The sequence below is a fragment of the Streptococcus sanguinis genome (assembly GCF_019928825.1).
GTDB lineage: Bacteria > Bacillota > Bacilli > Lactobacillales > Streptococcaceae > Streptococcus > Streptococcus sanguinis_L.
Genome location: NZ_JAHZOP010000002.1, coordinates 269,276 through 294,761, shown reverse-complemented (window position 1 = coordinate 294,761; position 25,486 = coordinate 269,276). Strand labels below are relative to the sequence as shown.

Annotated in this window: 26 protein-coding genes and 1 riboswitch; of the genes, 1 reads left to right on the top strand and 25 read right to left on the bottom strand. The window is 46.6% G+C overall.

The window, feature by feature from the left end:
• Positions 1-227 precede the first annotated feature (227 nt).
• A riboswitch (adenosylcobalamin (AdoCbl) riboswitch) is annotated at positions 228-376 on the top strand.
• 260 nt (positions 377-636) lie between these two features.
• From K1J09_RS04995 to K1J09_RS04960, 8 genes are all read right to left on the bottom strand, one after another.
• On the bottom strand, positions 637-1,236 hold the full coding sequence (locus tag K1J09_RS04995) for a cob(I)yrinic acid a,c-diamide adenosyltransferase (protein ID WP_002919548.1): 600 nt from the start codon (positions 1,234-1,236) through the stop codon (positions 637-639).
• A gap of 12 nt (positions 1,237-1,248) precedes the next feature.
• Positions 1,249-2,313: a nicotinate-nucleotide--dimethylbenzimidazole phosphoribosyltransferase gene (gene cobT, locus K1J09_RS04990; protein ID WP_223340966.1), complete on the bottom strand. Its 1,065-nt coding sequence runs from the start codon at positions 2,311-2,313 to the stop codon at positions 1,249-1,251.
• Between the two features lies 1 nt (position 2,314).
• Positions 2,315-3,181 carry a GHMP family kinase ATP-binding protein gene (locus tag K1J09_RS04985; protein WP_223323164.1) on the bottom strand — a complete coding sequence of 289 codons (867 nt, stop codon included), beginning with the start codon at positions 3,179-3,181 and terminating at the stop codon, positions 2,315-2,317.
• Positions 3,174-4,268, bottom strand: coding sequence for a threonine-phosphate decarboxylase CobD (cobD, locus tag K1J09_RS04980; RefSeq protein WP_223323162.1), 1,095 nt, complete (start codon positions 4,266-4,268; stop codon positions 3,174-3,176). Before cobD ends, K1J09_RS04985 begins: the two co-directional genes overlap by 8 nt.
• A 63-nt stretch (positions 4,269-4,331) precedes the next feature.
• Positions 4,332-4,766: a EutP/PduV family microcompartment system protein gene (locus K1J09_RS04975; RefSeq protein ID WP_080555648.1), complete on the bottom strand. Its 435-nt coding sequence runs from the start codon at positions 4,764-4,766 to the stop codon at positions 4,332-4,334.
• A gap of 39 nt (positions 4,767-4,805) precedes the next feature.
• Positions 4,806-6,122: an HAD family hydrolase gene (locus K1J09_RS04970; RefSeq protein WP_223323159.1), complete on the bottom strand. Its 1,317-nt coding sequence runs from the start codon at positions 6,120-6,122 to the stop codon at positions 4,806-4,808.
• A gap of 306 nt (positions 6,123-6,428) precedes the next feature.
• Entirely contained in the window at positions 6,429-7,151 is a 723-nt protein-coding gene (locus tag K1J09_RS04965; RefSeq protein ID WP_223323157.1) for a hypothetical protein, read from the bottom strand.
• Between the two features lie 303 nt (positions 7,152-7,454).
• Entirely contained in the window at positions 7,455-8,111 is a 657-nt protein-coding gene (locus tag K1J09_RS04960) for a lantibiotic ABC transporter permease (protein ID WP_223323155.1), read from the bottom strand.
• 183 nt (positions 8,112-8,294) lie between these two features.
• On the opposite strand from K1J09_RS04960, the gene queG reads away from it, so the two are divergent.
• Positions 8,295-9,437, top strand: coding sequence for a tRNA epoxyqueuosine(34) reductase QueG (gene queG, locus K1J09_RS04955; protein ID WP_223323153.1), 1,143 nt, complete (start codon positions 8,295-8,297; stop codon positions 9,435-9,437).
• Positions 9,438-9,469: 32 nt separating this feature from the next.
• On the opposite strand, the gene K1J09_RS04950 is transcribed toward queG, so the two are convergent.
• The 17 genes from K1J09_RS04950 to hemL form a co-directional block, all read right to left on the bottom strand.
• The gene (locus tag K1J09_RS04950; protein WP_223323151.1) at positions 9,470-10,045 is read right to left on the bottom strand and encodes a flavin reductase family protein; all 576 of its coding nucleotides are present in this window, start codon (positions 10,043-10,045) and stop codon (positions 9,470-9,472) included.
• A gap of 52 nt (positions 10,046-10,097) precedes the next feature.
• Positions 10,098-10,808, bottom strand: a complete 711-nt coding sequence (locus tag K1J09_RS04945; protein ID WP_223323149.1) for an ABC transporter ATP-binding protein — start codon at positions 10,806-10,808, stop codon at positions 10,098-10,100.
• Positions 10,795-11,586 carry an ATP-binding cassette domain-containing protein gene (locus tag K1J09_RS04940; RefSeq protein ID WP_223323146.1) on the bottom strand — a complete coding sequence of 264 codons (792 nt, stop codon included), beginning with the start codon at positions 11,584-11,586 and terminating at the stop codon, positions 10,795-10,797. Before K1J09_RS04940 ends, K1J09_RS04945 begins: the two co-directional genes overlap by 14 nt.
• Positions 11,574-12,380: an ABC transporter permease gene (locus tag K1J09_RS04935; RefSeq protein WP_223323144.1), complete on the bottom strand. Its 807-nt coding sequence runs from the start codon at positions 12,378-12,380 to the stop codon at positions 11,574-11,576. Before K1J09_RS04935 ends, K1J09_RS04940 begins: the two co-directional genes overlap by 13 nt.
• Positions 12,373-13,314 carry an ABC transporter permease gene (locus K1J09_RS04930; protein ID WP_223323143.1) on the bottom strand — a complete coding sequence of 314 codons (942 nt, stop codon included), beginning with the start codon at positions 13,312-13,314 and terminating at the stop codon, positions 12,373-12,375. Before K1J09_RS04930 ends, K1J09_RS04935 begins: the two co-directional genes overlap by 8 nt.
• Positions 13,315-13,404: 90 nt before the next feature.
• A complete protein-coding gene (gene nikA / locus K1J09_RS04925; RefSeq protein WP_223323141.1) occupies positions 13,405-15,012 on the bottom strand; it encodes a nickel ABC transporter substrate-binding protein in 1,608 nt (535 codons plus the stop codon).
• A gap of 85 nt (positions 15,013-15,097) precedes the next feature.
• The gene (locus tag K1J09_RS04920) at positions 15,098-15,907 is read right to left on the bottom strand and encodes an ABC transporter permease (protein WP_223323139.1); all 810 of its coding nucleotides are present in this window, start codon (positions 15,905-15,907) and stop codon (positions 15,098-15,100) included.
• Entirely contained in the window at positions 15,900-16,895 is a 996-nt protein-coding gene (locus K1J09_RS04915; protein WP_223323137.1) for an ABC transporter permease, read from the bottom strand. Before K1J09_RS04915 ends, K1J09_RS04920 begins: the two co-directional genes overlap by 8 nt.
• Positions 16,888-17,871: a M14 family metallopeptidase gene (locus K1J09_RS04910; protein WP_048772472.1), complete on the bottom strand. Its 984-nt coding sequence runs from the start codon at positions 17,869-17,871 to the stop codon at positions 16,888-16,890. Before K1J09_RS04910 ends, K1J09_RS04915 begins: the two co-directional genes overlap by 8 nt.
• Entirely contained in the window at positions 17,861-18,631 is a 771-nt protein-coding gene (locus K1J09_RS04905) for an ABC transporter ATP-binding protein (protein WP_223323135.1), read from the bottom strand. The genes K1J09_RS04910 and K1J09_RS04905 overlap by 11 nt, the downstream gene beginning before the upstream one ends.
• Complete coding sequence (locus K1J09_RS04900) at positions 18,628-19,410, bottom strand: ATP-binding cassette domain-containing protein (protein ID WP_223323133.1); 783 nt, start codon at positions 19,408-19,410, stop codon at positions 18,628-18,630. The genes K1J09_RS04905 and K1J09_RS04900 overlap by 4 nt, the downstream gene beginning before the upstream one ends.
• Positions 19,411-19,413: 3 nt before the next feature.
• On the bottom strand, positions 19,414-21,009 hold the full coding sequence (locus K1J09_RS04895) for an ABC transporter substrate-binding protein (protein ID WP_223323131.1): 1,596 nt from the start codon (positions 21,007-21,009) through the stop codon (positions 19,414-19,416).
• Between the two features lie 116 nt (positions 21,010-21,125).
• Complete coding sequence (locus K1J09_RS04890; protein ID WP_223323129.1) at positions 21,126-22,229, bottom strand: NADH-dependent flavin oxidoreductase; 1,104 nt, start codon at positions 22,227-22,229, stop codon at positions 21,126-21,128.
• Positions 22,230-22,284: 55 nt separating this feature from the next.
• Complete coding sequence (locus K1J09_RS04885) at positions 22,285-22,857, bottom strand: histidine phosphatase family protein (RefSeq protein ID WP_125350964.1); 573 nt, start codon at positions 22,855-22,857, stop codon at positions 22,285-22,287.
• Entirely contained in the window at positions 22,854-23,582 is a 729-nt protein-coding gene (cobS, locus tag K1J09_RS04880) for an adenosylcobinamide-GDP ribazoletransferase (protein WP_223323127.1), read from the bottom strand. The genes K1J09_RS04885 and cobS overlap by 4 nt, the downstream gene beginning before the upstream one ends.
• Positions 23,579-24,163 (bottom strand): bifunctional adenosylcobinamide kinase/adenosylcobinamide-phosphate guanylyltransferase, encoded by a 585-nt coding sequence (gene cobU, locus K1J09_RS04875; RefSeq protein ID WP_223323125.1) that lies wholly within the window; start codon positions 24,161-24,163, stop codon positions 23,579-23,581. The genes cobS and cobU overlap by 4 nt, the downstream gene beginning before the upstream one ends.
• Positions 24,156-25,454, bottom strand: coding sequence for a glutamate-1-semialdehyde 2,1-aminomutase (hemL, locus tag K1J09_RS04870; protein ID WP_223323124.1), 1,299 nt, complete (start codon positions 25,452-25,454; stop codon positions 24,156-24,158). Before hemL ends, cobU begins: the two co-directional genes overlap by 8 nt.
• Positions 25,455-25,486: the final 32 nt, after the last annotated feature.

Genomic DNA, 25,486 nt, shown 5'->3' with positions numbered 1-25,486 from the left:
TTTTCATATAGCTTCATTGCTTATTTATCTTCAGTACCCCTTTGTACTATATTGAATTATAACACAAAAACGCTTTCAAGGCAATGAAAAAGTCATTAATATAAGAAATTTTTAGTGCCGCATCCCCTTGCAAAGCCAAGCTTATTTGAAGAATTAAATTTTTATTAAAATTTAGTTCATTTTCCTTGTAATTCCCTGTGAAAGGTGTTACAATCTAGTTACTAGGAAATTGATTTTAGTACTTTTAAGGGTATGGAAGTCTGGTGCAAATCCAGCGCGGTCCCGCCACTGTGATAAGCTTTTCAGCTTTAAGTCAGGTCTTTATTCTTAAATTTTAGTAGATTTCATGCCTCGATGTAAGGTAGTGATGTCAGTTTGGAACAAACATTTTAGCTTAGTTTCCATTATTGACTCTACGTTTAAGTACGTTAATTTTCTAAAGATGAGGTTTCTCTTGTCTTTCTGCAAAGGAGCAGAGTCAATAATTGGAAAGCTAGTGCTAATCAACGAAGCTTAGCATGAAGATACGATGATGTATAGGCGGCTTTCTTTTTTAGAATATCAAAATAAGTTCTGTCCTTCCAAGACTCAGTAGGAGTCAATTTGGAAAGACAGAACTTTTTCTGTTTCTTTTTGTCACTGGCGTTTGCTTGCCCAACGCTCAACATCTGCCTTGGTGATATTGTGGAAGACCTTAGCACCTCTTTCATAGGCGATGTCTTCTTGGTTTTTAGTAAAGTTGATTACTCGAGCCAAGGCAAAGAAATAATCTGATAGACGATTGACAAAAATCAGGACATTATTGTTAATTTCCGTAGTCCACATAGCCCCTACGATATGACGCTCTGCTCGTCTTGCAATGGTCCGAGCCACATGAATCATGGAAGCAATCTCGTCACCGCCTGGTAGGATAAACCTTTCCAGAGCCGGTGGAATTTCTGCGTAAGTATCAATCCTCTCCTCAATCCAGTCAATCAGCTGCTGATCGACCTTATAAGGGTAAACTCCCTTAGGAGTAGAGAGGTCTGAACCACAGTCAAAGAGATAATGCTGCAGCTGGAGTAGCTCATCTCTCAGCTTATCATCCTTGTTCAGCTTGGTAATAGTATAACCAATCCAAGAGTTCAGCTCATCAATAGTTCCGTAAGCATTAACCCGTTCTGCATCCTTGGCGACACTTTGACCGCCAACTAGCTTGGTCAAGCCCTTGTCTCCTGTTTTTGTATAGAGTTGCATATTTTTCCTCCTTTAAGTCACATTTTTGCGAATATCAACATAATCTTCTTCTTTCAAGCTGCCTTCTTCAAAGGTTGGCATGTGCTCCATGGTGTAAACAGCATTTTCCAGCAGAAAGAAAGCCAAAGGACAGCCCGAGCCTTCACCTAGCCGCATATCCAGCAAAAGCATAGGCTCCAGTCCTAGAAAGTCACTGACCAGTCTGTAAGCAGGCTCCGTCGAAGCATGGGAAGCAAAGGTATAGTCCAAGACATGAGGAGTCAGCTGATGGGCAATCAGAAGCCCCGTCAGAGAGATAAGGCCATCCACTACACATGGCAGCTGATAGCGGGCACAGGCAAGATGAGTGCCTGCCATAGCCAGCATATCCAGCCCACCAAGCTTAGCGGTCAGATCCAGAATATCTCCATAAGGAGCGTGGCAATCCAAACACTGCTGGATAACAGCCGTTTTATGAGCCTTCATATCCTGAGTCAGACCAGCTCCATAGCCTGTGACGTCTTCTTTAAGGCCGAGAACCGCTGCAATGACAGCAGCTGAGGTCGTGGTGTTGCCAATCCCCATTTCTCCTGTTCCAAAGAGACGGTAGCCATCTTTGATCAAGGCCTCTGTCTTCTTGTAGCCGACTAGAATTGCCGCTATAGCCTGCTCGCGGGCCATGGCCGGCTCCTTGAGCATGTTACGCGTCCCATGACAGACCTTGTCCTTATTTTCCTCAAAAATATCCTTCTTGCAGCCAATGTCTACCAGGCAGATGTCTGAACCAGCATGCTCAGAAATAGCACATAAGCCAGATTTTCCTGCTAGAATATTACGAGCAACAGTATAGGTCGTTTCCTGAGGATTGGCTGAAACGCCTTCAGCCACGATGCCATTATCCGCTACGTAGACGAGGACAATCTTCTTCTCCAAATCAATGGGACCAGAAAACATGGCATGCAAGCGAGCATAGATAGTCTCGAGCTTTCCCAAGGAACCTGGCGGCTTTCCTAGCTGATCACAGTAGCTCTGGCCTTCTTGAAGTTTGTCTCTGTCTATCGGAAGAATCTGCTCAATAATTTTTTCTAAGTCTTTCAAACTAGTCTATCTCCTCCCTGACCGGCTGCACCCCTTCAAAAATAATCCTGCTCAAGGTCCGAGTCTGATAATAAGCCCCGCTGGCTGAGCGAGCTAGTTCAGCCTCTAGCTTGGGCAAGACTTCTAGCTGTTCCCTGCTCAGCAGCAGACCAACTAATGTGCCACTATGGGCAACATTGAGCCCTAAGCATTGGTATTTTTTTACCAAATTCAGTAATTCTTCCAGATAGGGCTTTGGCAGCCGTTGGTTGTTCAACAAAGCACTATAGGTCGCTAAATGGCCAAGTTTTTCCAAACTCTTCTCCTGACAAGCCGCCTGAAAGAGAGGAAGCAAGCGCTTGGACTCCTCAGCCGGATAGCTAGGACTGTCCTTCATCCGAACCAAGTCAAGAGTTGTCACCATCTCCACAGGCTCCAAGATATAGACATAAAGCTCCGGTCGCCAGTCTGTCTGCCAGACCACTTGACCAGTCAGGGGATTAATGACTGTCCAGTCCGCAAAAGCGACCGAGTCAGTAGGCTCAATCATGGCACAGAGACGCGTCAAATCCGCTGCCTTCAGAGGCTGCTTCAGCCCCAGAGCAGCTGCCTGCAGGCAGCTAACCATATCTGCTGTGCTGCTAGAATAGCCCTTGCTGATAGGCAGGTCTGACTCCTGAACAAAAGAGAAAACATTGGACTCAGGCAGGAGCTCCAAAGCTCGCCTTACCTTTTCACCTTGGACTTGCCTTGCGAGAGACGAAGCTCCGTCCAATCTCACTCGACTGCGCTTCTCAATCCCATAGGAGAGCAGGACTTCCTGCTCTCCTACTAAACCTTGAAATAACTCACCGCAGGAACCTGGACAAGACACGATTCCCTTAGTCATAAGGAGCCTCTTTCGCCAAGACTTCTGTCAGACAAGCCAGAAGCTGTTCATTTTCCTGATGGCTGCGGATGGCTATACGGTAATGCCGGTCTGTCAGATCATGATAATTTTGACAGGAACGGATAAAAATCTTTCTCTGCCGAAGCTCCTGACGCAGGTCCAGCCGACCTAGATACTCAAAGAAGATATAATTGACACTAGGCTTGACCGGCCGAATCTGTGAAAATGCAGTCAGCCCTTGAAAAAGGAAATCTCTTTCTACTCGAAGCCACTGCTTGGTAGCTTGCTGATAAGCCTGATCCTCCAAAAGGACAGGCAGGGCCTGGTCCGCCATAGCATTGACCGACCAAGGAGCGCGGCTCCCCTCTATTTCATCAAAGCAAGTTGGATGACAGCTGAGAGCATAGCCCAATCTCAGACCAGGAATGGCATAAAACTTAGTCAGAGACCGCACCACTACTGCATTTGGATAGGTAGCTAGACAGGAGACAAAGCTATAGTCCTCCTCATCGTCCAGAAAGTCCATAAAAGCCTCGTCCAGTATCAAAAAGATTTGCCGCTCCTGCAGGTCCTCAGCTAGCTTTTCTAACTCAGTACGCCGAATCAGGGTACCCGTCGGATTATTGGGATTGCAGATGAGTACAGCGTCTCCTGCAGTCAGTGAATCCAAGGCTGGCAACATGTCAGCTAGATTCCACTCATAGGATGGAGAAGGAAGGCTAAAGCGCTCCACCTTGGCCTGCACTTGCGAGAAGGCTTTCTCATATTCCATGAAAGTAGGGCTCAGAGTCAGGACTGTCTTTGGACACAAGAAGCGGGCCAACTCGTAAAAGACTTCTACCGCACCATTTGCCAACAGGACCTTGTCCTTTTCTAGGCCATGATGATGTGCCAAAAGCTCTCTGGAGCGGCTGTAGCTGATGTCTGGATAATGAACCAGCCAGTCAATGGACTCGGTCAGACAAGCTCTCAGCCGCGGAGAAATCCCCAAAGGATTGATATTGGCACTGAAATCCAGACAGTCTTCTAGAGAAAAACCAAATTCCTCAGCCAAAGCTGCCGCATTTCCTCCGTGCTCTACTTTCATAAATAGATATTCCTTCCTCGTTTCCTTGTTAGAATCTAGTATACCATATTCGGCTTTTCGTCCCTAGTCTGCCTCCAGATAAGCCTGGAGACGGTCAATTCCTTCATTTTCCGTCGCTGATATTTCAAAAATTTCCTTGGCTCCAGCCGCTTTCAGCTGCCGCCGTGCTTTTTCGATTTGCTCCGGCTGTTCAGCCATATCAATCTTGGTAACAATGCCAATCACTTCTTTATTGAAGAGGGAAGAAAAACCCTGAGGAAAGGTCTGCATCTGATTGGAAGCCGCCACCAAGAGACCAATCACATCAGCCTCCGTTGCTGTCACGTTCAGAGCATTATAATACTTACGATGCTGGAGAAATTCTCCAGGCGTGTCAATGATGGCATCATAGAACTCAATAGCCTGAGTCTTAAAGTAGCTTAGCTCCAAGCCTTTCAGTCGCTGGGTCAGAGTAGTCTTACCCACTCCGACTGGACCGACAAACATGATTTTTTTCATATTTTGCATCCATTCCTCTCTATGACAGGGAACTGCCTGCTATCTGCTTAGCTGGGCTTCCTTACTATCTAGTTTGATAGTTTCCCTGCCGTTGAGCAGTACACCTTTATTTTCATCGCGACCTTGCAGGTAGTAAAGTGCATCTTCCTGACCGTAAGTTTCAATTGCCTTAGTTTGCAAAAGACCGATTCCCTTGCTAGGATCTCTCAAAAGATTGAAGATAATACCCATTTGCAGTTTAGGGAAGTCCTTGAGCATAGCATAGTCGCCATTACTGTCACCGGCAATCAGGATTGGTTCTTGATTGTCATGATTGACAGCAATCAGTTTCTTAATAGTCTCTGTCTTGCCCTCACCCTGAGTCTGAGCATAGTTGGTATCGTATTCTGGCTGAATCACACCCTTATCATCCTTTTTCAGACGCATAGCAGTGACATTTTCTTTAGGAATATTGTAGCCATACTTAGAATTGCTAGCATAAGGGATAATCACATCGATATAAGACGCTGAGCAGATATAGACATCAATGCCGTTAGCCATCAGAGTCTTATAGAGATTTTGCATTTCCTTGACTGAGCGAACACCGCGCTTGAAGGTCACAGTGATTTGGCCTGACTCACCTTTCAAGCCTTCTGGACTTTCCCAAGTTTCAGAAGTTAGCTTGTCTTGAAGAGCCTGATCAATAGACTTTTCAGATAGGGCTTGAACTTCTTCAGAAGTCATACCTGCATAGAGGTAGGTCACCCATGGATAGCTGATGTCAGAGCTGAAGGTATCACCAATCGCTTCGTAAAGATAGCGTAGTTTAGCAGCGAAGTCTTGGTATTCATCCGTCTTTTTGACTTCTTCCAGAGACTTGTCTCCTTGCATTCCCTTATAGCTATTGTAAATAGCCGTGTAGTCAGAAAGCAAGTCAGCCGCAATCTTGTCAATGTTCACTGGTTCACCATCTTTATTATGGAAATCCTCAACAAAATCGTCGCTCGGTATATTGGTCCGTACTGCTTGGTCAAATTCTTCCGGCGTCATCTTAAAGGCCAGATTTTCAATTTGATAGGTAAAGGTTGCTTCGCCAATGTCGTTAATGACGGTCGTATTGTCCCAGTCAAAGACGGCATAAGGTTTTTTATTTTTATCATAGCTAGAGCTGGTGTTCCCATTTTCCTTGATGAGCTTAGCCAGACGGGCATAAAGCTTGTCTTCCCAAACGCCCTTATCCAAAGTCTTAGCCTTGTCCTTATCCGTTGTCTCCGTCTTAGCCGAGGATGACTCCGTCGTCGTCTTATTATTCCCCGCTTGACAAGCTCCCAGAAGCAAAGCCAAACTACAAAGCAGCACAATTCCTTTTGTCCGCATAGAAACAATCCTCCATAAAAAATAATAGTGCGCAAAAAAATGGCATAGAAACCCCCTTTGATTCTGAAACACTCGCTTCATTGCGATCAAATCAGGCTTCCTTGCCATTTTCTATACTGTTATTATATTATAAACTATCTGGAAGACTTTGTCAATGAAGCGCTTTCAGATTTGTAAAAAAATAAAGGCAGAGAAAAATCATTTCTCTACCTTAGCAAACTTTTAGAATATAAACGCTATAACTGTTTAACTACATAGGAGATATTTGGAACACCACTCAACTTTTTGTCAGTTACTAAAAACACCTCAAATCAGTTCATCACTTTTCGGATGCTTCCTTATATAAATAGCTGCATAAACCGCATCTACCATAACAGCTGGCAAAGTCAAGGTCAACAAAATTCCCAATAAAACACCAAAAGCATTCTGAATATAACCCGTTAGGAGGGAGGGAATGATTGTTGCCCCCGCAAAAGCTATAGCAAAATTATTCCACCATGTTTTCTTTCTATCTCCCTCTTTTACTTGATTAAAAGCCCAGACTTTTCCTTGATTCTTTGGGAGATAGTACCAAGCATAGAGGCCACAAGCAAAGATAAAAAGGAACATCATCAATATTACATAAAATGGAGTGAGAGGGGATTGATATATCTCCTTAGCTCCAATAGGACTACCGTCTGAAATAACCATTAGTAAACCAATAAAATTTAGACCTATCACTAAGCTTAACACTGTGAGGGCTATTAAATAATATGTTAAAACCTTCCATGCATTTATTAAATAGGGAATAAAAGAAATGATAATACCCAATATATTCACAACACCGCAAAGCAAAGAAAGCCCTTTAAAGATACCTAGATAATCTTCATAACTTCCAACCAAATACATAAAACCGCTTAATGCCAAACCAATCCATGGATATAATTTAATATAACCTAAGCTGACACCATGTGTAATCAATGGACCATGGTATCTTTCTTTTTCTATATTAGTGATATTTACTTTATCTTTTCTATTTATCTTTACCATTAACGAGACCACCCTTCCACTAGTTTAAGCCATTAGTTCTATTAGAAAAGATTTGTAAAAATCTGAATTATTTATTGGACTATAATCTATAATAATCATATTTAAAAAGTCGTAATATTTTTTCTTCATTTCGCAGCTCCTGTATTGATATTTTTGTTTCTTCTAAGCTTCTCAGTATTAATTACTCTTATCCATTTTAAATCATTCTTGATAAACAATCCAGTTCTAGAGGATACGTTCATATCTCCAGCTTCCCTCTTAATAAAAAAAGGGAAATTGTTTCTTCGACAATCCCCTTCAATTCTACCATTTTTCAGGCACTTGATTTCTCCAGCCTGTGAAAACTTGTGCATAGCCCAGTAGATACAAGGGCGTCAATGCGATGCTCAAGCCTACCAAGGCAATAATCATATAGAGTCCTGACAGCATAAACAGGCGAGTGATGACTGCTACTCCTGCTGACAGGCAGCACAGGACGATAGCATGAATCTGCAAAATGTTGATCTTTTGTTTCTGTTCAAAATATCTCAATTTTGAGACGATTACCATCTGATAGAGCAAATTGATCAGCTGATAAGACAAGCTAAGTATGATAAAAATCATAAAAAATGCTAAGTAGTTCTCACCAAAAAAGATGGAGCCCCAAAAAAGCAATTCAAAATGCAGAAATAGGTAAGAGCTGGTCGGAATGAGCTGCAAGGCTTTGGTATCAAAAAACTTTTGGAAGAGTAAAAAGGCCAGGAACAAAATAAGCGTGTGAACGATAGTAAAATTCATGACCATCATGCTCAGATGATGCATCTCACCCCGTAAGAAAATAGAAACGATAAATACCAGTGAGATAAAAAATAACTCAATTAAACCAGCCTTATAAAAATCTAAGTTTTTGATTGGATTACAATCCGTAACAAGAACATTCAAAAATTCATAATATCTCTTTTTCATTTTGTAAACTCCCATTGTTTAACTTTATAAAATTTCCCCTAAACTTTGCGGAACTTTCTATAAAAAAATTCCACATTTCATTATATCATACAGTATATAGGCTAAGGAAGTCTTATAAAACTATAGGTATATCTCTATAGGATAATTCCCTTTCTCAATCATTCGCCAAGTTGGCATTTTTCCGCTATAATAGTAGGGATGAATATCAAAGAAGAAATTATTAACTTAGCAAAAGACATTGGGATTTCTAAAATTGGCTTTACGACAGCGGATGATTTTGACTATCTGGAGAAGTCGCTGCGCTTGGCTGTAGAAGAAGGGCGAAATTCAGGATTTGAGCACAAGAATATTGAGGAACGGATCAAGCCCAAGCTGAGTCTGGCTTCAGCCAAGACCATCATCTCTATCGCAGTCGCCTACCCCCACAAGCTCAAGCAGCAACCTCAGAAAACGGCCTATAAGCGAGGGAAATTTACCCCTAACAGCTGGGGGCTGGACTACCACTATGTCCTGCAGGACAAGCTGGACCGGCTTGCCAAGGGAATTGAGGAACTGACCGCTGATTTTGAATACAAGGGCATGGTGGACACGGGCGCCTTGGTCGATACTGCCGTAGCCCAGAGAGCAGGAATCGGCTTTATCGGTAAGAACGGCTTGGTCATCTCCAAGGAATTTGGCTCCTATATGTTTTTAGGAGAGCTCATCACCAATCTGGACATCGAGCCTGATCAGCCTGTCGACTACGGCTGCGGAGACTGCAACCGCTGCGTGACAGCCTGTCCTACTTCCTGCCTGATTGGTGATGGCAGCATGAATGCCAAGCGTTGTCTATCCTTTCAGACTCAGGACAAGGGCGTCATGGATCTGGAATTTCGCAAGAAGATTAAAACCGTCATCTATGGCTGTGATATCTGTCAAATCTGCTGTCCTTATAATAAAGGCTTGGACAATCCGCTCGCAACAGAAATTGACCCCGACCTTTCTCATCCCGAGCTCCTGCCTTTCTTGGAGCTTTCCAACGGTCAGTTTAAGGAGAAATTCGGTCATGTAGCCGGCAGCTGGCGGGGGAAAAACATCCTGCAGCGCAATGCCATTATCGCTCTGGCAAATGCCAATGATCGCTCTGCCATTCCTAAAATGCTGGAAATTATCGACAAGGGGCAAAATCCGATTCATGTCGCTACAGCTATCTGGGCTCTGAGTCAGCTGGTGCGTGAGGTCCATCCAGAAATGATAGAACTGGTCATGGGCATTAAAAATCCGACCCCTCAAATCCAAGAAGAACAAGGCCGTTTCCTAGAGAAATTTGGCCTAAAAGAAAAACTTATGATAGAAAACTAAACCGCCGAGATTCTTCAATCTCAGCGGTTTCTTTATTTTTCTTCTTGTTTGCGGATTTCTTTGATAATGGAGCCCATCTTGACGGAATCGTCGCTGAAATAGCGGTAAAGCCGGCCATCTCCGTCTCCCATGTAGCTGATAGGAGAAAAGCGGTCGCTGCGGAAAGCGTCATTCTCATCAATCAAGTCCTCATCAACCACGCGCCGAGTGACACGGGCGATGACATTGGTCAAGGCACCGCATTCGACCATATCCAGCACCTGACACTCAATGGATACAGGGCATTGGTCTACCAGCGGAGCATCCACAGTCTCGCCGATTGTGTAGCTAAGACCGGTCAGGGCAAACTTGTCCTTGCGGCTGTTGAAACCAGCAATTTCAGACTCTTTGGTCAAATCCTTCTCTGGGACATTGACTGTGAATTGCTGGTTCTTGGTAATCTCTGTAATGGCATTCCCCTTGGTACGCATGGCAATAACCATCATGCTGCCCAAGGAATAAACCGAGCTTGAAGTCGAAATATTATAGCCGTGCACATCGTCCTTATAGCCTAAAAAGAAGACTGGAAAGCCGAAGTAAAGTTTTCTCGTTTCAAAAGTACGTTTCATATATGTTCCTTTATTTTTAATTCTAAAATAGATTAGCTGACTGGGGCATGCATCAACTGAAATGTCCCTTGTCGCCTATCAATTTTTTTGTCACGTGGTGATGAGCCTGGATAGGAAGCTCAAAGTCCTTTATCTCGTCAACGATTTCCCCGTCTGCCATGACCAAAATCCGATGGCAGAGAGCATAGCTCAGCTTGAAATCATGCGAGATGAAAAGATAGGTCAGCTGGTATTTCTCCCACAAATCATATAAGAGGCGTAACAACCTTCCCTGAACAATGGGATCCAGACCGCTCAGAGCCTCATCAAAGATAAGAACATCTGGCTTTAAGAGCAGGCCCCGGGCGATGCAAATCCGTTGGAGCTGGCCGCCACTGAGCTGGCGCGCTGGCTGATTCAGATAGCTTTTATCCAGATCGACGTCTTCTAGAATGGCTTCTATCTCTTCTCTAGCCACATCTTTTGGTAGGGCTTCTGTCAAGACCTGATCGACTGTAAAGTTAGGATTTACTGAATGGAGCGAGTCCTGAAAGACCAGCAGAATTCTCACGCCAGACTTTTTGACTGAGTAGGGCTGGCCATCCAGTAAGACCTGGCCTTGACTGGGCTTTTCTAGACCAATCAGCAATTTAGCCAGCGTGCTCTTGCCACTGCCGCTCTCGCCCATCAGACCGATCATTTCACCTTTCTGGACGGAGAAGTTACAGTCTTTGACAACCATTTTGCCATCAAATTTTTTAAATACATGTCTACATTCCAGCATCTTGTCTCACCAACCGTTCGTATGGATTTCCTAAGATAAGGTCTTGGCTATAGGCCTGCGAAGGACTTTCGAGGATCTTAGCAACCGGCCCTTCCTCCATGATAGCCCCTTGGTACATGACAAGCATCTTGCCTCCAAGCTCCCGCGCCAAATGATAATCATGGGTCACCGTGATGAGTGTCTTGCCTTTAGCCAACTGCTCCTTTAAGATAAGGATAATCTGCTCGCGATTGTGGATGTCTAGCGCCGAAGTAGGCTCATCCAAAATGATAGTCTCTGGCTCTAGGCAAAGCAAGATGGCCAGCATGACCCGCTGCAGCATACCGCCGCTGAGCTCAAAAGGATATTTCTTCAAAAGCTCTTCCGGCTCTCCCAGTCTGACTTCTTTCATAGAGGCTAGGGCCTTAGCCAGACAAGCGCTTTTTGAAATCTTGCTATGGCTGCGCATGGTTTCCCAAAAATGGCTTTGAATGGTCTGAAAGGGATTGAACATAGCCATCGGATTTTGTGACATATAGGCCACTTTCCTCCCCCGCAGCTGCTGCCAGTCCTTGAGAGAGTTGCGCTCTAGGGACATAGTGCCATAGAGAACTTCTCCTTGCATGCTCAAGGATGAAGGCAGCTGGCCAATCAATATCTTGGTTAAGAGGGTTTTACCAGAACCACTCTCTCCAATAATGACCATAGATTGACCCGCCTCCACTTCAAAGCTGATATCCTGCAGTATGGTCTTTCCCTCAATCTGGGCTGTCAGTTGCTTTACTGCTATTTTTTCCATATCTGTTTCCAGCCTTTCTCTTCAAAGCATTCGGCAAATAGATTAAAGGTGACCACAGTCAGAAAGATAGCCAGTCCGGGCGCCAGCATCATCCAAGTTGCCGTTTGAAAATGGCTTCTAGCATCATGCAGCATCATGCCCCACTCGGTAATGTTGGGCTGGACACCGATTCCCAGAAAAGAAAAGCCAGAAATCATGAGAATGATATTCCCAATATTCATCAGCACAATAATCAAAATAGGCTTGTAGATAAAGGGCAGGATATGGGTTTTGAGAATATGAATCTGAGAGAGTCCCATAGTCTGGGCAGAAATGACATAGGCTTCCTCCTTGGCACTCTTGACTAGATTGGCCGTCACCCGAGCATAGTAGACCCACTCTATGATGACAATGGCTAAAATCATATTGGTCATTCCTTGGCCTAATATCCCAACTGTAGCTAGCGATAGCAGGAAGCTAGGAAAGGCAGAAATAACATTTGCAAACCATAAGAAGGTCGCTTCCGCCTTTCCCTGGTACCATCCGATGAGCAAGCCGACTGTGACACCGATAACTACTTCCAGCAGACTGATAGTCAAGGATAAAAAGAGGGAATAACGAGCCCCGTGCAGCAGACGAGACAAGACATCTCTGCCCAGCTGATCGGTTCCCAGCAGATGAACAGCGTCAGGTGCCATTAGTTTCTTTGAAATCTCCACATGCTGGGGGTCGAAACTCGATAGATAGGGAGCAAAGAGAGCGCAGATGAAGAGGGACAGCAAAATGACACTTGAAAAAATAAATCGTTTAGACATTGCTCCTCCTTTTTCTGACTCTAGGGTCTATCCAGAGCGGCAGCTGCTGGGTTAGAATGTTATTTCCCAAGAATAATAGGCCAAATAAAAGCATACAGCACTGGATAATGGGCAGGTCCACAGACTGCAGCGCATCTACAAAGAGGGAGCCGACACCATTCCATGAGAAGACTTCTTCGACAATCAAGGATCCTGTCAAGAGATAGACCAAGGTCAGGCTCAGGCCTGTCGCAATGGCTGGCAGGGAATTTCTCAAGAGATGATTCTTGACCAGGAAGAACTTGCTGACTCCGCGCAGGAGGGCATTTTCGACATGGACACTGTTCATCTGCTCCAGTACAGCCTTGCGGATCAAAGCGGTATATTGGCCAATCAATGACATACTAAGGGTCAGACTAGGAAGAATCAAGCTGCTAAGGTCCTGCTTGCCCGAAACTGGCAGCCATCTAAGCTGAACAGCAAAAATCACAATCAGCATGTAGCCTAACCAAAAGCTGGGCATGGAAACGCTGGAAAAGGATAGAAAGCGAGTGACCTTATCAAAGAGAGAATCCTTGTAGACCGCACTAAAAATCCCCAAAGGAATGGACGTAAGCAAAATGAGAGCAAAGGATGTCAAACCCAGAGAAAGGGTCGACTGGAAACGCTCCAGCACCAAGGGCAGGACAGGAACCTTTAATAGATAAGATGTTCCAAAATCCCCACGAAGAGCCTTAGTCAGCCAACCTAGATACTGCTGGGGCCAAGGTTGATTGAGGCCCAGATAATCTCTGGCCTTTTCCAAGGATTGAGGAGTCACTTGAATCTTAGATACCCTTAAATAGTTTTCTGCTTGATCAGCTGAGGATAGCTTGGCCAAGAGAAAGGTCAATACTGATATCATTAACAGGGCGACCAAGAAAGAAACTATTTTTTTAAATAAATCTTTTTTCATAGTCCTTAAAAGAAAAGGGGCGGCTGATAAGCTTTTCGCTTAGCAGCACTACTCCCTTTATATTAAAATTTGCAGTTATGAAGCCAGCTTTTATTTTTTCTCAATATAGCGCAGTGGGAAAGCATTTTCTTCTGGAGCAAAGCGCATGCCATCGAGTTCTCCCTTGCGGTAGACGGAAACAACGGACTGGTAAGTGATTGGAATATAGATAGCTTCATCGTGGAGCATGGTGAGGACTTTCTTATAACCTTCATCGACTTTTGCCTCGTCTGGTTCGACCAGAGTTGCCTTGATAATTTTATCAATTTCTGACTTAGATGGCAGAGCTTCTAGGGAAACATTTTCTGGGTGGCCATGGTCAGCTGGTGAAGTCAGGGCAGTCATCCAAGCATGCGGATCCCAAGGTGCTCCCCAAGAGAAGGTCAGCATCAAATCAAAGTCGCCAGTCTTAATATTTTCCCAGTAGTCATCTTCTTCCATCGCTTTGAGCTGAACATCAATTCCGATTTTCTTCCATTCGCCTTGGAAGTATTCAACCAAGTCCTTGTCTGTCGCCTTAGAAGAGATATAAGGAACATTTAGGCTTAATTTCTTGCCATCTTTTTCACGGATACCGTCAGAGCCTTTCTTCCAGCCTGCTTGATCCAGCATCTTTTCAGCCAGCTTGATGTCGTAGTCATAGGGAGTCAGATTGGCGTCAGAGTGCGGAGTAGACTTAGAGAAGATGGTATCAGCTGGTGTTTCTGTTCCGCGGAAAATGTCTTTCGCAATAGACTTCTTATCAACCGCATGGTTCATAGCCTGACGGACAGTCTTGTCTTTGAAGATTTCTTGCTTGGCATTCAAGAGCATGAGGCGGCTGGACATTGGCTGAGATACGTCTGTCGTATACTTGTCATCCTTGGCATACTTGGCAAAGTTATCCAGACCGATAACACCATTTCCATAGATTAAGTCAACATTGCCAGACTCAAACTCAAGAGCACGGGTTTGTGGGTCTGGAATAATCTTGACTGTTACTTCTTTCAGTTTAGGCTTTTCACCCCAGTAATTTTCGTTACGGGTAAAGGTGATGTACTCGTTTTGCTTCTTGTCTTTGACAACCCATTGACCGGTTCCGATTGGCTTTTTGAGGTTGTCCTTGGTCGTGTCGTCTCCGTCAGGGAAGGCAGCATCAGCTATGAAGCGGATTGGACGAATCATTGATAAATCATAGAGGGTCGCACTATAGGCTTGTTTTAGCTTAATCTCAAAGGTATGCTCATCTACAACTCGATAGCTTTCCAGCTGGTTGGTGAAGTCAAACCAAGTATGGTTTTTCTTATTTTCTTCTGAAAAGACGGTATCGAAATTCCGTTTGACATTTTCTGCATTAAAGTCAGAGTCGTCTGAGAACTTTGCCTTTCTCAGCTTGAAGGTATAGGTTTTACCATCTTCGCTGATATCCCAGCTTTCAGCCAGGGCTGGCTCTATTTTCCCATTGTCACCGTAGCGGACTAGGCCTTCATAGACCATATCCTGAATGACAAATTGGTCTGGATTGTAGCGATGAGGATTGACATCCCCAAAGTCCTCTCCCCAGACCATGGTGAGTTTGTCTTTCTCATTGGCTTGTTTGGAAGAATTTGAGTTTTGCTGGCAGGCTACCAAGAATAAAGGCAGCAAGAGGACAACTAATAAAAATAGTTTTTTTCTCATTTTTATTGAATCACTTTCTTGTATTCATATTTTTTATGATTGCAGTCCCAAGAGATAGAGGCTGCAGTTTATATTTTTTTGATGATCAACTCATGCGATTGTATTTGCTGTTGAGAGCATCCCCGAACTTGGTAAAGAGGAGAATGGTCAGAATCAGCAAGATACAAGGAAAGACCACAATCCAAGGGGCTTCCTGAATGTAAATCCGGCCGTCATTAATCATGGCTCCCCACTCAGGCGACGGTGCCTGAGCTCCCAATCCTACAAAGCTGAGACCAGCGATTTCCATGATAATGGTGCTGATGTCAAAGCTCATGGTCGTCAGAATCTGCGGAAACAGACTAGGGAAATAATAGTTTTTCAGGGTAGTCCAAAAACTATTGCCATACATTTTCGAGGACTGGATATAAGGTTCATTTTTCAGCTGCAAGGTCATGGAGCGCATCAGGTAGGCGTACTTGGTCCAGGCCGTCAGGCAGATAGCGATGAGGGTCTGCTGGAGACCGATGCCCAAGATACTGACGATGGCAATGACCAAAATGATAGATGGAAAAGACTGAAAGGCCGTGATTACCAGCAAGATGAGCTGGTCGAATTTCCCGCCGATGAAGGCGCTAGTCACCCCGATAAAGGAACCCACCGCCGCAATCAGCATCAAAATCATCAGGGCCGGCAGAACCGTTTCCGCACCTCCGCTTACTGCACGCGCAAAGACAGACCGACCCAGAGCGTCCGTTCCGAACCACTCAATGCTGCTCGGTCCTTGCAGGGCTTGTCCCAGATTAACCTTGGTCAAACTGTCACCCAAGAGACGAGGAGCCAAGGAGGAGAGGGCCAAGGCTAGGATGATAAGGCCGCCTAAAATCAGGAGTTTTCGATTGATTTTCTTATCCATACGAATCCTCCTTGCTTGCTTTTAGTTTCTTCAGGCGCGGTAGCAGTTTGGGATTTTCCTGAGCCAGTCGGACGCGAGGATTGAGCCAAACCATGAGCAGCTGAAAGACTAGATTTACAGTCAAGACCCCAGCTGTGATAAAGAGGACTGCCCCCTGAACAAGGGGATAATCCCGCTTGGCAACTACACCAATCAGCATCTTACCGATGCCCGGCCAGGAAAAGAGGTGCTCGATAATAGCCACACCGCCTAAGAGCGAGCCCAGAGAAAGGCTGACCAAGGTCAGAAGAAAGGGCAGAACATTGTAAATCACATCATGCAGCAGGATATGTCCCTCTCGAATCCCCCGACCTCGCGCACCTTCGACTTCTGGTGAATGCAGTATTTCTATCAAAGCGGTCCGCAGCTGCGGGATATAGCGAGTAGACATGATCATGGACAGTGTCATGACTGGCAGGACTAAGCCCAGCTCATTGGCCGTTGCCTGAATGGGAAACCAGTGAAGCTGAACAGAAAAAATCAGAATCAGGATAATCCCCATAACAAAGCTAGGAATGGCATTTAGGAAGGCCAGACCTGCCATCAGGAAGCGGTCGATAGGCTTTCCAGCATGGTAGGATGTGTAGAGAGCTGTCGGCAAGGAAATTCCCAGAGTTGCTAGCAGGGTATAAAAAGCTAGGTAGACTGTATTGGGAAAATAGAAAACCAGCTGCTCCCAGACCGAAGCTCCGGAATTATAGGTCACACCAAAGTCGCCATGGACAATCCTGTCCAGCCAGGCCAGATATTGCTCCATAAAGCTACCATTCAAGCCCATCTCTGCCCGCTTGATTTCCAGCAATTCCTTGGTAAAAGGAATGCCCTGAGCATTGAGGATACTCTCAGCCGGATCTCCCGGTGCTAGATAAACCAGCAAAAAGGAGATAAAGCTGACGCAGAGCAGGATGAGGACGAATTGCAGAATAGTTTTGATAATAAATTTAATCATGCGCCTCCCTTTCAGATGTCTGGTAGCTTTCAGGCTTCTTGCTGGCAACGGCCAGCAGAACTTCGCCTTGGTGGACGACCAAGGTCGCTTTCTGATAGAGGACCAGACCGTCTTCCTTGGCAGTCACCTTTTCTAAAATATTGCCATAAATATCACAGATTTCGCCAATGACCTGACCAGCCTGTACTGTTTGATTGGGACGGACAAAGCACATCCAGCAGCCCGACCTCTGACAGGTCAGATAGTAGCTGTCATCAAAGATCAGTGGCGCCTGCTTATAATAGGGCATAGTCCCTTCAAAAAGATAACGCGCAACTTGCTTGACCGACTCCTTCATGGCCAGCACATCCTCTGGCAGACAGGTGCCGTTTTCTCCCTGTTCCAGCAGGATGCTAGGCAAACCATAGTCCACTGAGGCAGCGTGATAAAGATTGCCGCGGTCCTGAGATTGATAGATAATCGGTGTCCCAGAAGCCTGCAGCATCTGATAGGACTTTTCCATCACCTCTGGATTTGCCCGCAGAGAATAGTAACCATGAGGGGTCAGCAGTTCTTCCCGATTGCCACTATGCAGGTCAATCAGGAAGTCACTGACGCTAAAGACCTGACTCTCAATCACAGACCGAATCTGATAGCTGAGGCTGGAAACTGGCTCTTGATCCTGAAAAATCCTGTTCAGATTGAGGCCGTCCTCAGGTACAAGTGTCGTCTCCCGAGCCCAGAAGCCGCTGACATTGACTGCATGCAGGAGGAGGACAGAGCCTTGAAAGTTAAAGTCCCACTCATGCGCTAAATCCATTAGCGCCTTGACACCGACATACTCGCAGCCATGGACTGCAGCACTGATGGTCAGCAAGGGCTGGGAGGCCTGTCCTTTGAGCAGAGTGTACTGGATAGCCAGCTCATCTGTGATGGGCAGACTGCCCTGATAGCTGCTGCATGGCGCCATAGAGTCTAGTTGTTGCTTAATCCTCATCTTTATCCTCCCTGTACTGACTGAGTAGGAGCTTGGTATAGTCACTCTTGGGAGCAGAGACGACCTCTCGCATGCTGCCCTTCTCCTGCACGATTCCGTCCTTGAGGACGACCAAATCTTCCGCAAAATTGCTGACCAGTGCGATGTCATGAGAGATGAAGAGAAAGGAGGTCTGCGAACGCTTCTTGATATCTGCCAGTAGCTTCATGACTTCATACTGAACAGTCACATCCAGGGCACTGGTGATTTCATCGCAGATGAGCACATCAGGATTAATCAGCAGGGCACGGGCAATAGCTGCCCGCTGACATTCTCCTCCACTCAGCTGGTGTGGCAGCCTCTGAGCAAGCTCAGGTGTCAGACCAACCGATCTCAGCAAGTCACAGATGGCCTGCTTTCTATCTGACTGCTGCTGATAGAGAGAGAAGTTTCGACAGACCTCTTCTAGGCTCTGCTGAATGCTGCGCTTGGGATGAAAAGTCGACTGGGGCTGCTGGGCGATGTACTGGACCCGACCATAGTAGTCCCTATCCTTGTAGGCAGAGACTGGCTGGCCCAGTAGGGTTAGCTCCCCTTGGTCCGGCTTTAAAAAGCGGCAGATGAGTTTGGCAATGGTACTCTTACCAGAGCCTGATTCACCGACCAGACCCAAAGCCTGTCCCTTTTCCAAGCTAATGTCAATATCAAATACACCGATTCTCCGCTCGCCTATCTGACTGTACTCGTAGGTCAGTTGGCGACCAACCAATACTTGATTCATAGCAGCCCCCCTTCTCTAAATGCTGCTAGCTTAGGCACGGCCTTCAGCAATTTCTGGGTGTAGGCCTGCTCAGGATGGCGAAGAACTTGATGGGCTGGACCACTTTCGACAATCTGCCCTTCTTTCATGACGACTACTTTTTGCGCTAGATGCTCAGCCACACTGATATCATGTGTAACAAAGAGAATGGCCATGTTTTCCTCTTGATGAAGCTGGCTCAAGAGATTAAGCAGCTTCATTTTCGACAGGACATCCAGAGCGCTAGTCGGCTCATCAGCCAGCAATAGTTTGGGCCTGCTGGCTAGAGCTAGCGCTACACCGACCAGCTGCATCATACCGCCACTGAGCTCGAAAGGATACTTATTGACGACTTTTTCAGGCAGCAGCCCCACCATCTCTAGGCATTCTTCCAAGGGACGGAGATTTGCTGCTTTCTGGCCCTGATTTTTCACCAAGTCCTGATAATGCTTTTTGATCTTACGGCGGTTATTGAAGCTGAGACTGGCATGCTGACTAATCCAGGCCACTTCTCGGCCCACAAAAGGCAGATAAATGCGGTGGTCCTGGGGCTGAATTTCCTGCCCCTCAAAGGTAATACTGCCCTCTGTCACTGTCAGCCCCCTAAGAGGGAGGCCCAGCAGCATCTTGAGCAGGGTGGACTTGCCACTGCCACTCTCGCCCACAATCGAAAGGGACTCCCCCTCAGCAAGAGAGAGGGAGACCCGATCGAGAATGACTTTATCTGCTGACTGCACCAGCAGATCTTTCATTTCCAGCATGTTTTATTCCTTTGATAGTTTGTTGCTGACGTGATAGTAGTCTGTTGGATGGGATTCCAAACCAGAGACCGACTTGTCCATTACCAGAGCGACCTTGAAGAAGCCGATAATGGTAAAGCCGTAGTCCTTATCCATGATTTCTTGGATTTCCTTGCTGAGCTGATTGCGCTTAGCTGGATCAGTTTCAGTCGCCAGCTCTTCGATTTTCTTGTCTGCTTCTGGGTTGCTGTAGTGACCGATATTGGCTGTACCATTGGTCTTGACAGCACTGTTGAAGAAGGCATATGGATCACCGATAGGAGCTGCTACCACCGCGTAAGGTGTAAAGGCATAGTCCTTTTCACTGGCAACGGCACTGACTTCAACTTTCTTAATAGTCGCTTCGATTCCGACTTCCTTGAGCTGTTGCTGGGTTGCTTCTACAGCCAGCGGCATTTCAGGCAGACGAGTAAAGGACAGCAGCTCAATGCTGACTTTTTGACCGTCTTTTTCACGGTAGCCATCGCCGTCAGTATCCTTGTAGCCAGCTTCATCCAAGAGTTTCTTAGCCTTGTCTACGTTAAATTCATGGACGCTCTTTTGCAGGGCAAAGGCAAACCCTTTAGGGAAAGGTCCAACAGCTGGTACAGCTGAGCCTTTAAAGAGGGATTCTGAGTAGGTCTTCTTGTCTACCAAGGTATCTAAAGCCTGACGGAACTTGTCATCTGCTACGTAAGGATTTTCAAAGTTATAGTAGTAAGCTAGGTAGCGGGAACCTTCTACTTCAGAAATTTTGTAGTTCTTATCGGAAGCATAGGTACTTAGATTTGCATAAGGCAGACCATAGACAGCATCGACTTCTTTAGACTTGAGGGCTGCAGAAATAGCTGTCGGATCAGAGAAGTATTTAATCTTCAGATTAGCAACTTTTGGCTTACCATCCCAGTAGTCGTCATAAGCCTTGAGTTCTGCTCCGCTCTCAGGAGTGTACTTGGTCACCATGTAAGGGCCAGTTCCGACTGGAGCCTTGTCAGATGCACTCTTGCCAGTCGTATCCACAATAGCGGAGTAGGGCTCTGCCAAGAGATTCGCCATGATCGGCTGAACAGCCTTTGTCTTGATGGTCACGGTTTGACCCTCTGCAGAAATGCTGTCAATCCCCATATCTGATGCTGCCCGCTCGCTGGTCTTAATCAAGCGTTCCAGAGAAGCTTTGACCTTTTCACCGGTCATTTTTTCACCATTTTGGAAGGTCACCTTATCCTTGAGGGTGATTTTCCACTCTAGGTCTGAGACTGCTTCGATTTTCTCAGCCAGCCAAGGTTTTACCTCAAGTTTGTCGTCCATCTTAAAGAGGGTTTCTCCCACTCCGTAACGGACCGTGAACCAGCCATTGTATTCCGCTGCTGGGTCTACATTTGCTGGAAACTGGGTGTAGCCAATGGTTACAGTCTTACTGCCACTATCGCCAGTAGGCTCACTGGTTTTGCTAGGGTTTACACAGGAGGCTAGGGCTAGGCCTGCCAAGGCTAGAGCCATAATTTTTTTAAAATGTTTCATAAAATAATCAACTTCCTTTTCTATTTTGTAAACTACTTTAAGACGGTCTGTCCTAGTCAAATCTAAATACGCTTCGCTCTCTGTCTAAGGTGGTTCTATGTCCTGAAGATGAGAGAGCAGACGAGTGAAAAACAAATGATTGCTCATCCTCTTTCCTCCTTGGGGATGTGCTTGTCTTAATCTTTTCCTTCCAGATAGCTTCTAGCATCTTCGACAAAGGCAGTTGGCAAAGCCAGGTCAGCCTGCAACTCATCGCGATAAGTTCGGATAACTTCTGCCTCTCGGCCGGAGACAACCTTTTCTGCCCAGTCGGGGTCTAAGAGCAGGGCCTTGCCCAGGGCAAAAAGCGGAATCCCCGCATCCAATACTCGCTGGGCATCCTGCTTGGTCTCTATCTGACCGACACCAATCAGGGGCACTCTACCATTAATTTTTTTGATAATTTTCTGAATCACTGGCTCTGAGTCCTGAGAATCTCTGATAGACGATCGCCAGACATCAGAGGTCGAAATATGCAGATAGTCCACTTGATGATAGATGAGCTGCTCCAGCAACTGCAGGGTGTCATAAAGCTGGATACCTGGCTCTTCAATCTCTTCCGGAGAAAAGCGGTAGCCAATCAGGAAGGGGCGGTCAGCCTCTTCTTTGACTAGTTGCTTGGCTCTTTTCAGCAAGGTCTTTGGAAAGCGCAGGCGGTTGTTAAGACTGCCGCCCCACTTGTCCTGACGGACATTGGAATGGGGAGAGACAAACTGCTGGATCAGGTAGGTATTAGCGCCATGAAGCTCGACTCCGTCAAATCCAGCCTGAATGGCCCGTCTGATAGCTGACAGAAAATCCTCTATCACCTGCTCCACTTCAGCGTTCTTGAGCGCTCTCGGCTCTGCCAGATAATCGCGCGGAGCCTTGACAGCGCTGGGTGCTACTGGCTGACCGTCAATCAAATCGGGCAGAACCATACGACCACCATGATAGAGCTGAACAATAGCCAGAGCCCCCTGGTCCTTGATGGCCTTGGCCAGACGGCTAAGCCCCTCAATCTTATCGTCCTCGGCGCCGCTGAAGCTCTCCGCAAAGGACTTTCCCAGAGGATGGACATAGGTACTGCCAGTAATGACCATACCAACCGACCTAGACCGGCGGGCAAAAAAGTCAATATCTGCCTGAGATACATAGCCACCCGGCTCACTAGCGCAGATGGTCATAGGAGCCAAGACAACGCGATTGCGCATGGCCTGACCATTTTTAAAAGTGAATTCATCCTGAATCTGTGTATTCATCTGGTCACCTCTTTCCCAAGATAAATCATGTCGTTTGTTTTTAAATAATAGAGCCTTAGAGTAAGGTCACCTGCCAAGTCTGGTCCCGCTCTTCCAAGAGCAGCACTCGTCCTTGGGGGACATCAATGTTCCAAAAAACAGCCTCTCGGTCAACCAAATGCTGGTAAATTAAGCGAAGGACTCCCAAATGAGCCACTAAAGCGATTGACTCATCAGTAGTATCTAGCAGGCGGTCTGTTGCTGCCCAGACTCTGGTCTGAAAGTCTGAGAAAACTTCTGCCTCAGGAGGCGTGACCTCAAAGGGGGCCTCCAACCAAGCCTGCCAGACTTCTGGAAAAGCCGCTTCAATCTCATCAGCTGTCAAGCCTTCCCATTGCCCGAAGCCCCGCTCGTCAAAGTCGGCTATAGGCTGGACTTGCCTTTCTGGAAAAGCCAGCTGGGCTGTTTCCTGCGTCCGCTTGAGACAACTGGTGTAGATTGCATCAACCGTACGCTCCTGCATCAGAAGCTCCAGCTGCCTAGCATCCTCTTGGCCCTGCTCGTTGATAGAGACATCATGGCTGCCGTAGAAACAGCGTCTGCGGTTATAGTCTGTCTGACCATGCCGCATCAGATACCATCTTTTCATCCTAGCACCACCAATCCCAAGAGATAGAGGAGCTGGGCAATTTCTACGTAGGCTCCTAACGTATCGCCTGTGTGGCCATCAATTTTATTATAAACGAACCGGCGATAGCCGATTGCTCCCAGAAATACTAAGCCATAAGCCAAGAGACCTCTCCAACTGAAAACCAGCAGAGATAAGAGCAAGGGAAGAAGCTGGGCAAGCAGGATATGACTCGTCTTGCTGCCACTGAAGAAATTTCCTGAGCCACCGCCTTCTCTGGCATAGGTCATCCGGTAAAGCTGTAGACTCAGACCGGCCTTGCCAATCATGGTCAGACTAGCCACGATAAACCAGCGAGGCTCTGGCAGATAAGGGTAGAGAACCAGCATCAGAGCATAGTAGAGAATGAGTGCCAGTACGCCATTGCTGCCAATCCGACTGTCCTTCATAATCTCCAGCATCCGCTCCTTCTTACGAGAGGAGAAGAGACCATCCGCTGTATCCGCCAGAGCGTCTAAGTGAAAACCACCTGTCAGCAGAACATCGAAAGCAAGTGTCAGAACCCAAGCGACAATCCCTGGCGAGACTAGGCTCATCAGGAAATAAAATCCTCCTGAAATCAAACCCAGCAAGAGACCAAAGAGGGTCAGAAAAGGAAGTCCCCGTCGCAGATAGGAAATATCCACTGCCTTTGGAATCACAATCCGGCTAAAAAATTGGGTATAGATAATCAATGCCTTTATCATTTCAACTGCTGAGCGAGGCCACAGATGACCAGATAAGCCTCACTCGCCTCCTTTGCAATCAGTTGGTTGATCTTGCCCTGCACATCACGGAAAAAGCGTCCTAGTCTGGTCTCTGGCACAATGCCCAGTCCAACCTCGTCCGTTACAATCCAGCACTCAGCATTTGTCTGACGGATTGTAGATAGGAGCTCTTGCCATTCTTCTTCCAAGAGCTGCAGCAGGAAAGACTGCTCCTGCCGACTGAGAAAGTGTTCCTCGGACAGCTCCAGCTTGTCTGGAAAATGCTGGGCAATCAAATCAAAGAGGCGATTGCTGGTCAGAAGAGTGGCACAATCCAGCAGATAAACTGGATGCGACTGCTCTCGCAGCCAGTCCGCCAGCCCAGCATACTGCTCCTGAGTTGTCCAGGAAGCCGGCCGCCGCTCTTGGTGCAGCCGAATCCGCTCCTGCCATTCTGGATCTTCTCCTCGGGGAAGACCAGTCGCAATGTAACAGACTCGCTCTCGATCCGCCAACTTCTCCTCCGCAAAAGCCGACTTGCCACTTCTGGCACCGCCTGTCACTAACACAATCTTAGCCATTTGCTTCTTCTTTCATTACTTGAAATGCCTGCTCAAAGGCCGCCAAGGTCTGGTCTAGGTCCACTCTAGTATGGGCACTGGACATAAAGTTGGTTTCATACTGAGATGGCGCCAGATAGATGCCCTCTTCCAGCAAGAGACCGTGCAGTCTTGCAAACTGAGCATGGTCAGCCGCCTTAGAATCCTCAAAATTGCGGACTGGCTTCTGGCTGAAGAAGAAACCAAACATAGTCCCTTTGGATACGACTTGCAAATCAATACTGTACTTGTCTGCTAGACTTCGTAAGCCATCACAGAGGTAGCTTGTTTTCTCTTCAATCTCAGCAAAGAGCTCCGGTGTCAGCTGTTTCAGCGTTTCGTAACCGGCCGTCATGGCGACTGGATTGCCCGACAAAGTGCCGGCCTGATAGATGCTGCCTAGAGGCGCTACCTGATCCATATAGATGGCCTTGCCGCCAAAGGCTGCGACTGGGAAGCCGCCACCGATAACCTTGCCCAAGCAGACCAGATCCGGCTCTGTCTGATAGAGGCCAACTGCCCCCTGATAATGAGCTCGGAAACCACTCATGACCTCGTCCACGATAAAGAGAGAGCCGTATTCCTGAGTGAGGGAGCGAATAGTACTGATAAAGTCCGCATCCGCTGGAATCAAGCCCATATTGCCAGCAACTGCTTCTAAAATGACACAGGCGATGTCATCTCCATGCTTTTCAAAGCAAGCCTTGAGAGCATCTGTATCATTGTAAGGCAAAGCCAGAGTTTCCCCAGCTACCTGAGCAATGACTCCGGCAGAATCAGCAATCCCAAAGCTGGCCAAGCCTGAACCAGCCTGAACCAAAAAGGAATCGCTGTGGCCATGATAGCAGCCGATAAATTTGACAATTTTAGAGCGCTTGGTCACTCCACGCGCTACCCGAATGGCGCTCATGGTCGCTTCCGTTCCCGAATTGACCATCCGCATTCTTTCCATGAAAGGCAGACGCTCCTGCACCAGCTGGCCAAGGGCAATCTCTCTGGGACTCGGAGCACCAAAGCTGGTCCCCTCCCAAATAGCTTCCTCAACTGCTGGTAACACATCCTTAGGAGCATGCCCCAAAATCATAGGCCCCCAAGACAGGACGTAGTCAATATAGCGGTTGCCATCGACATCATGCAGATAGGCTCCGCTGGCTTTTTCGATAAAAAGCGGATGGCCGCCCACAGCCTTAAAAGCCCTGACAGGACTATTAACCCCGCCTGGAAATAGCTGTTGAGCCTCTGCGAAATATTGGTTGGAATGTTCTCTCTTCAAGTTCGTCCTCCTTATCTAGAAAACTGCTGATT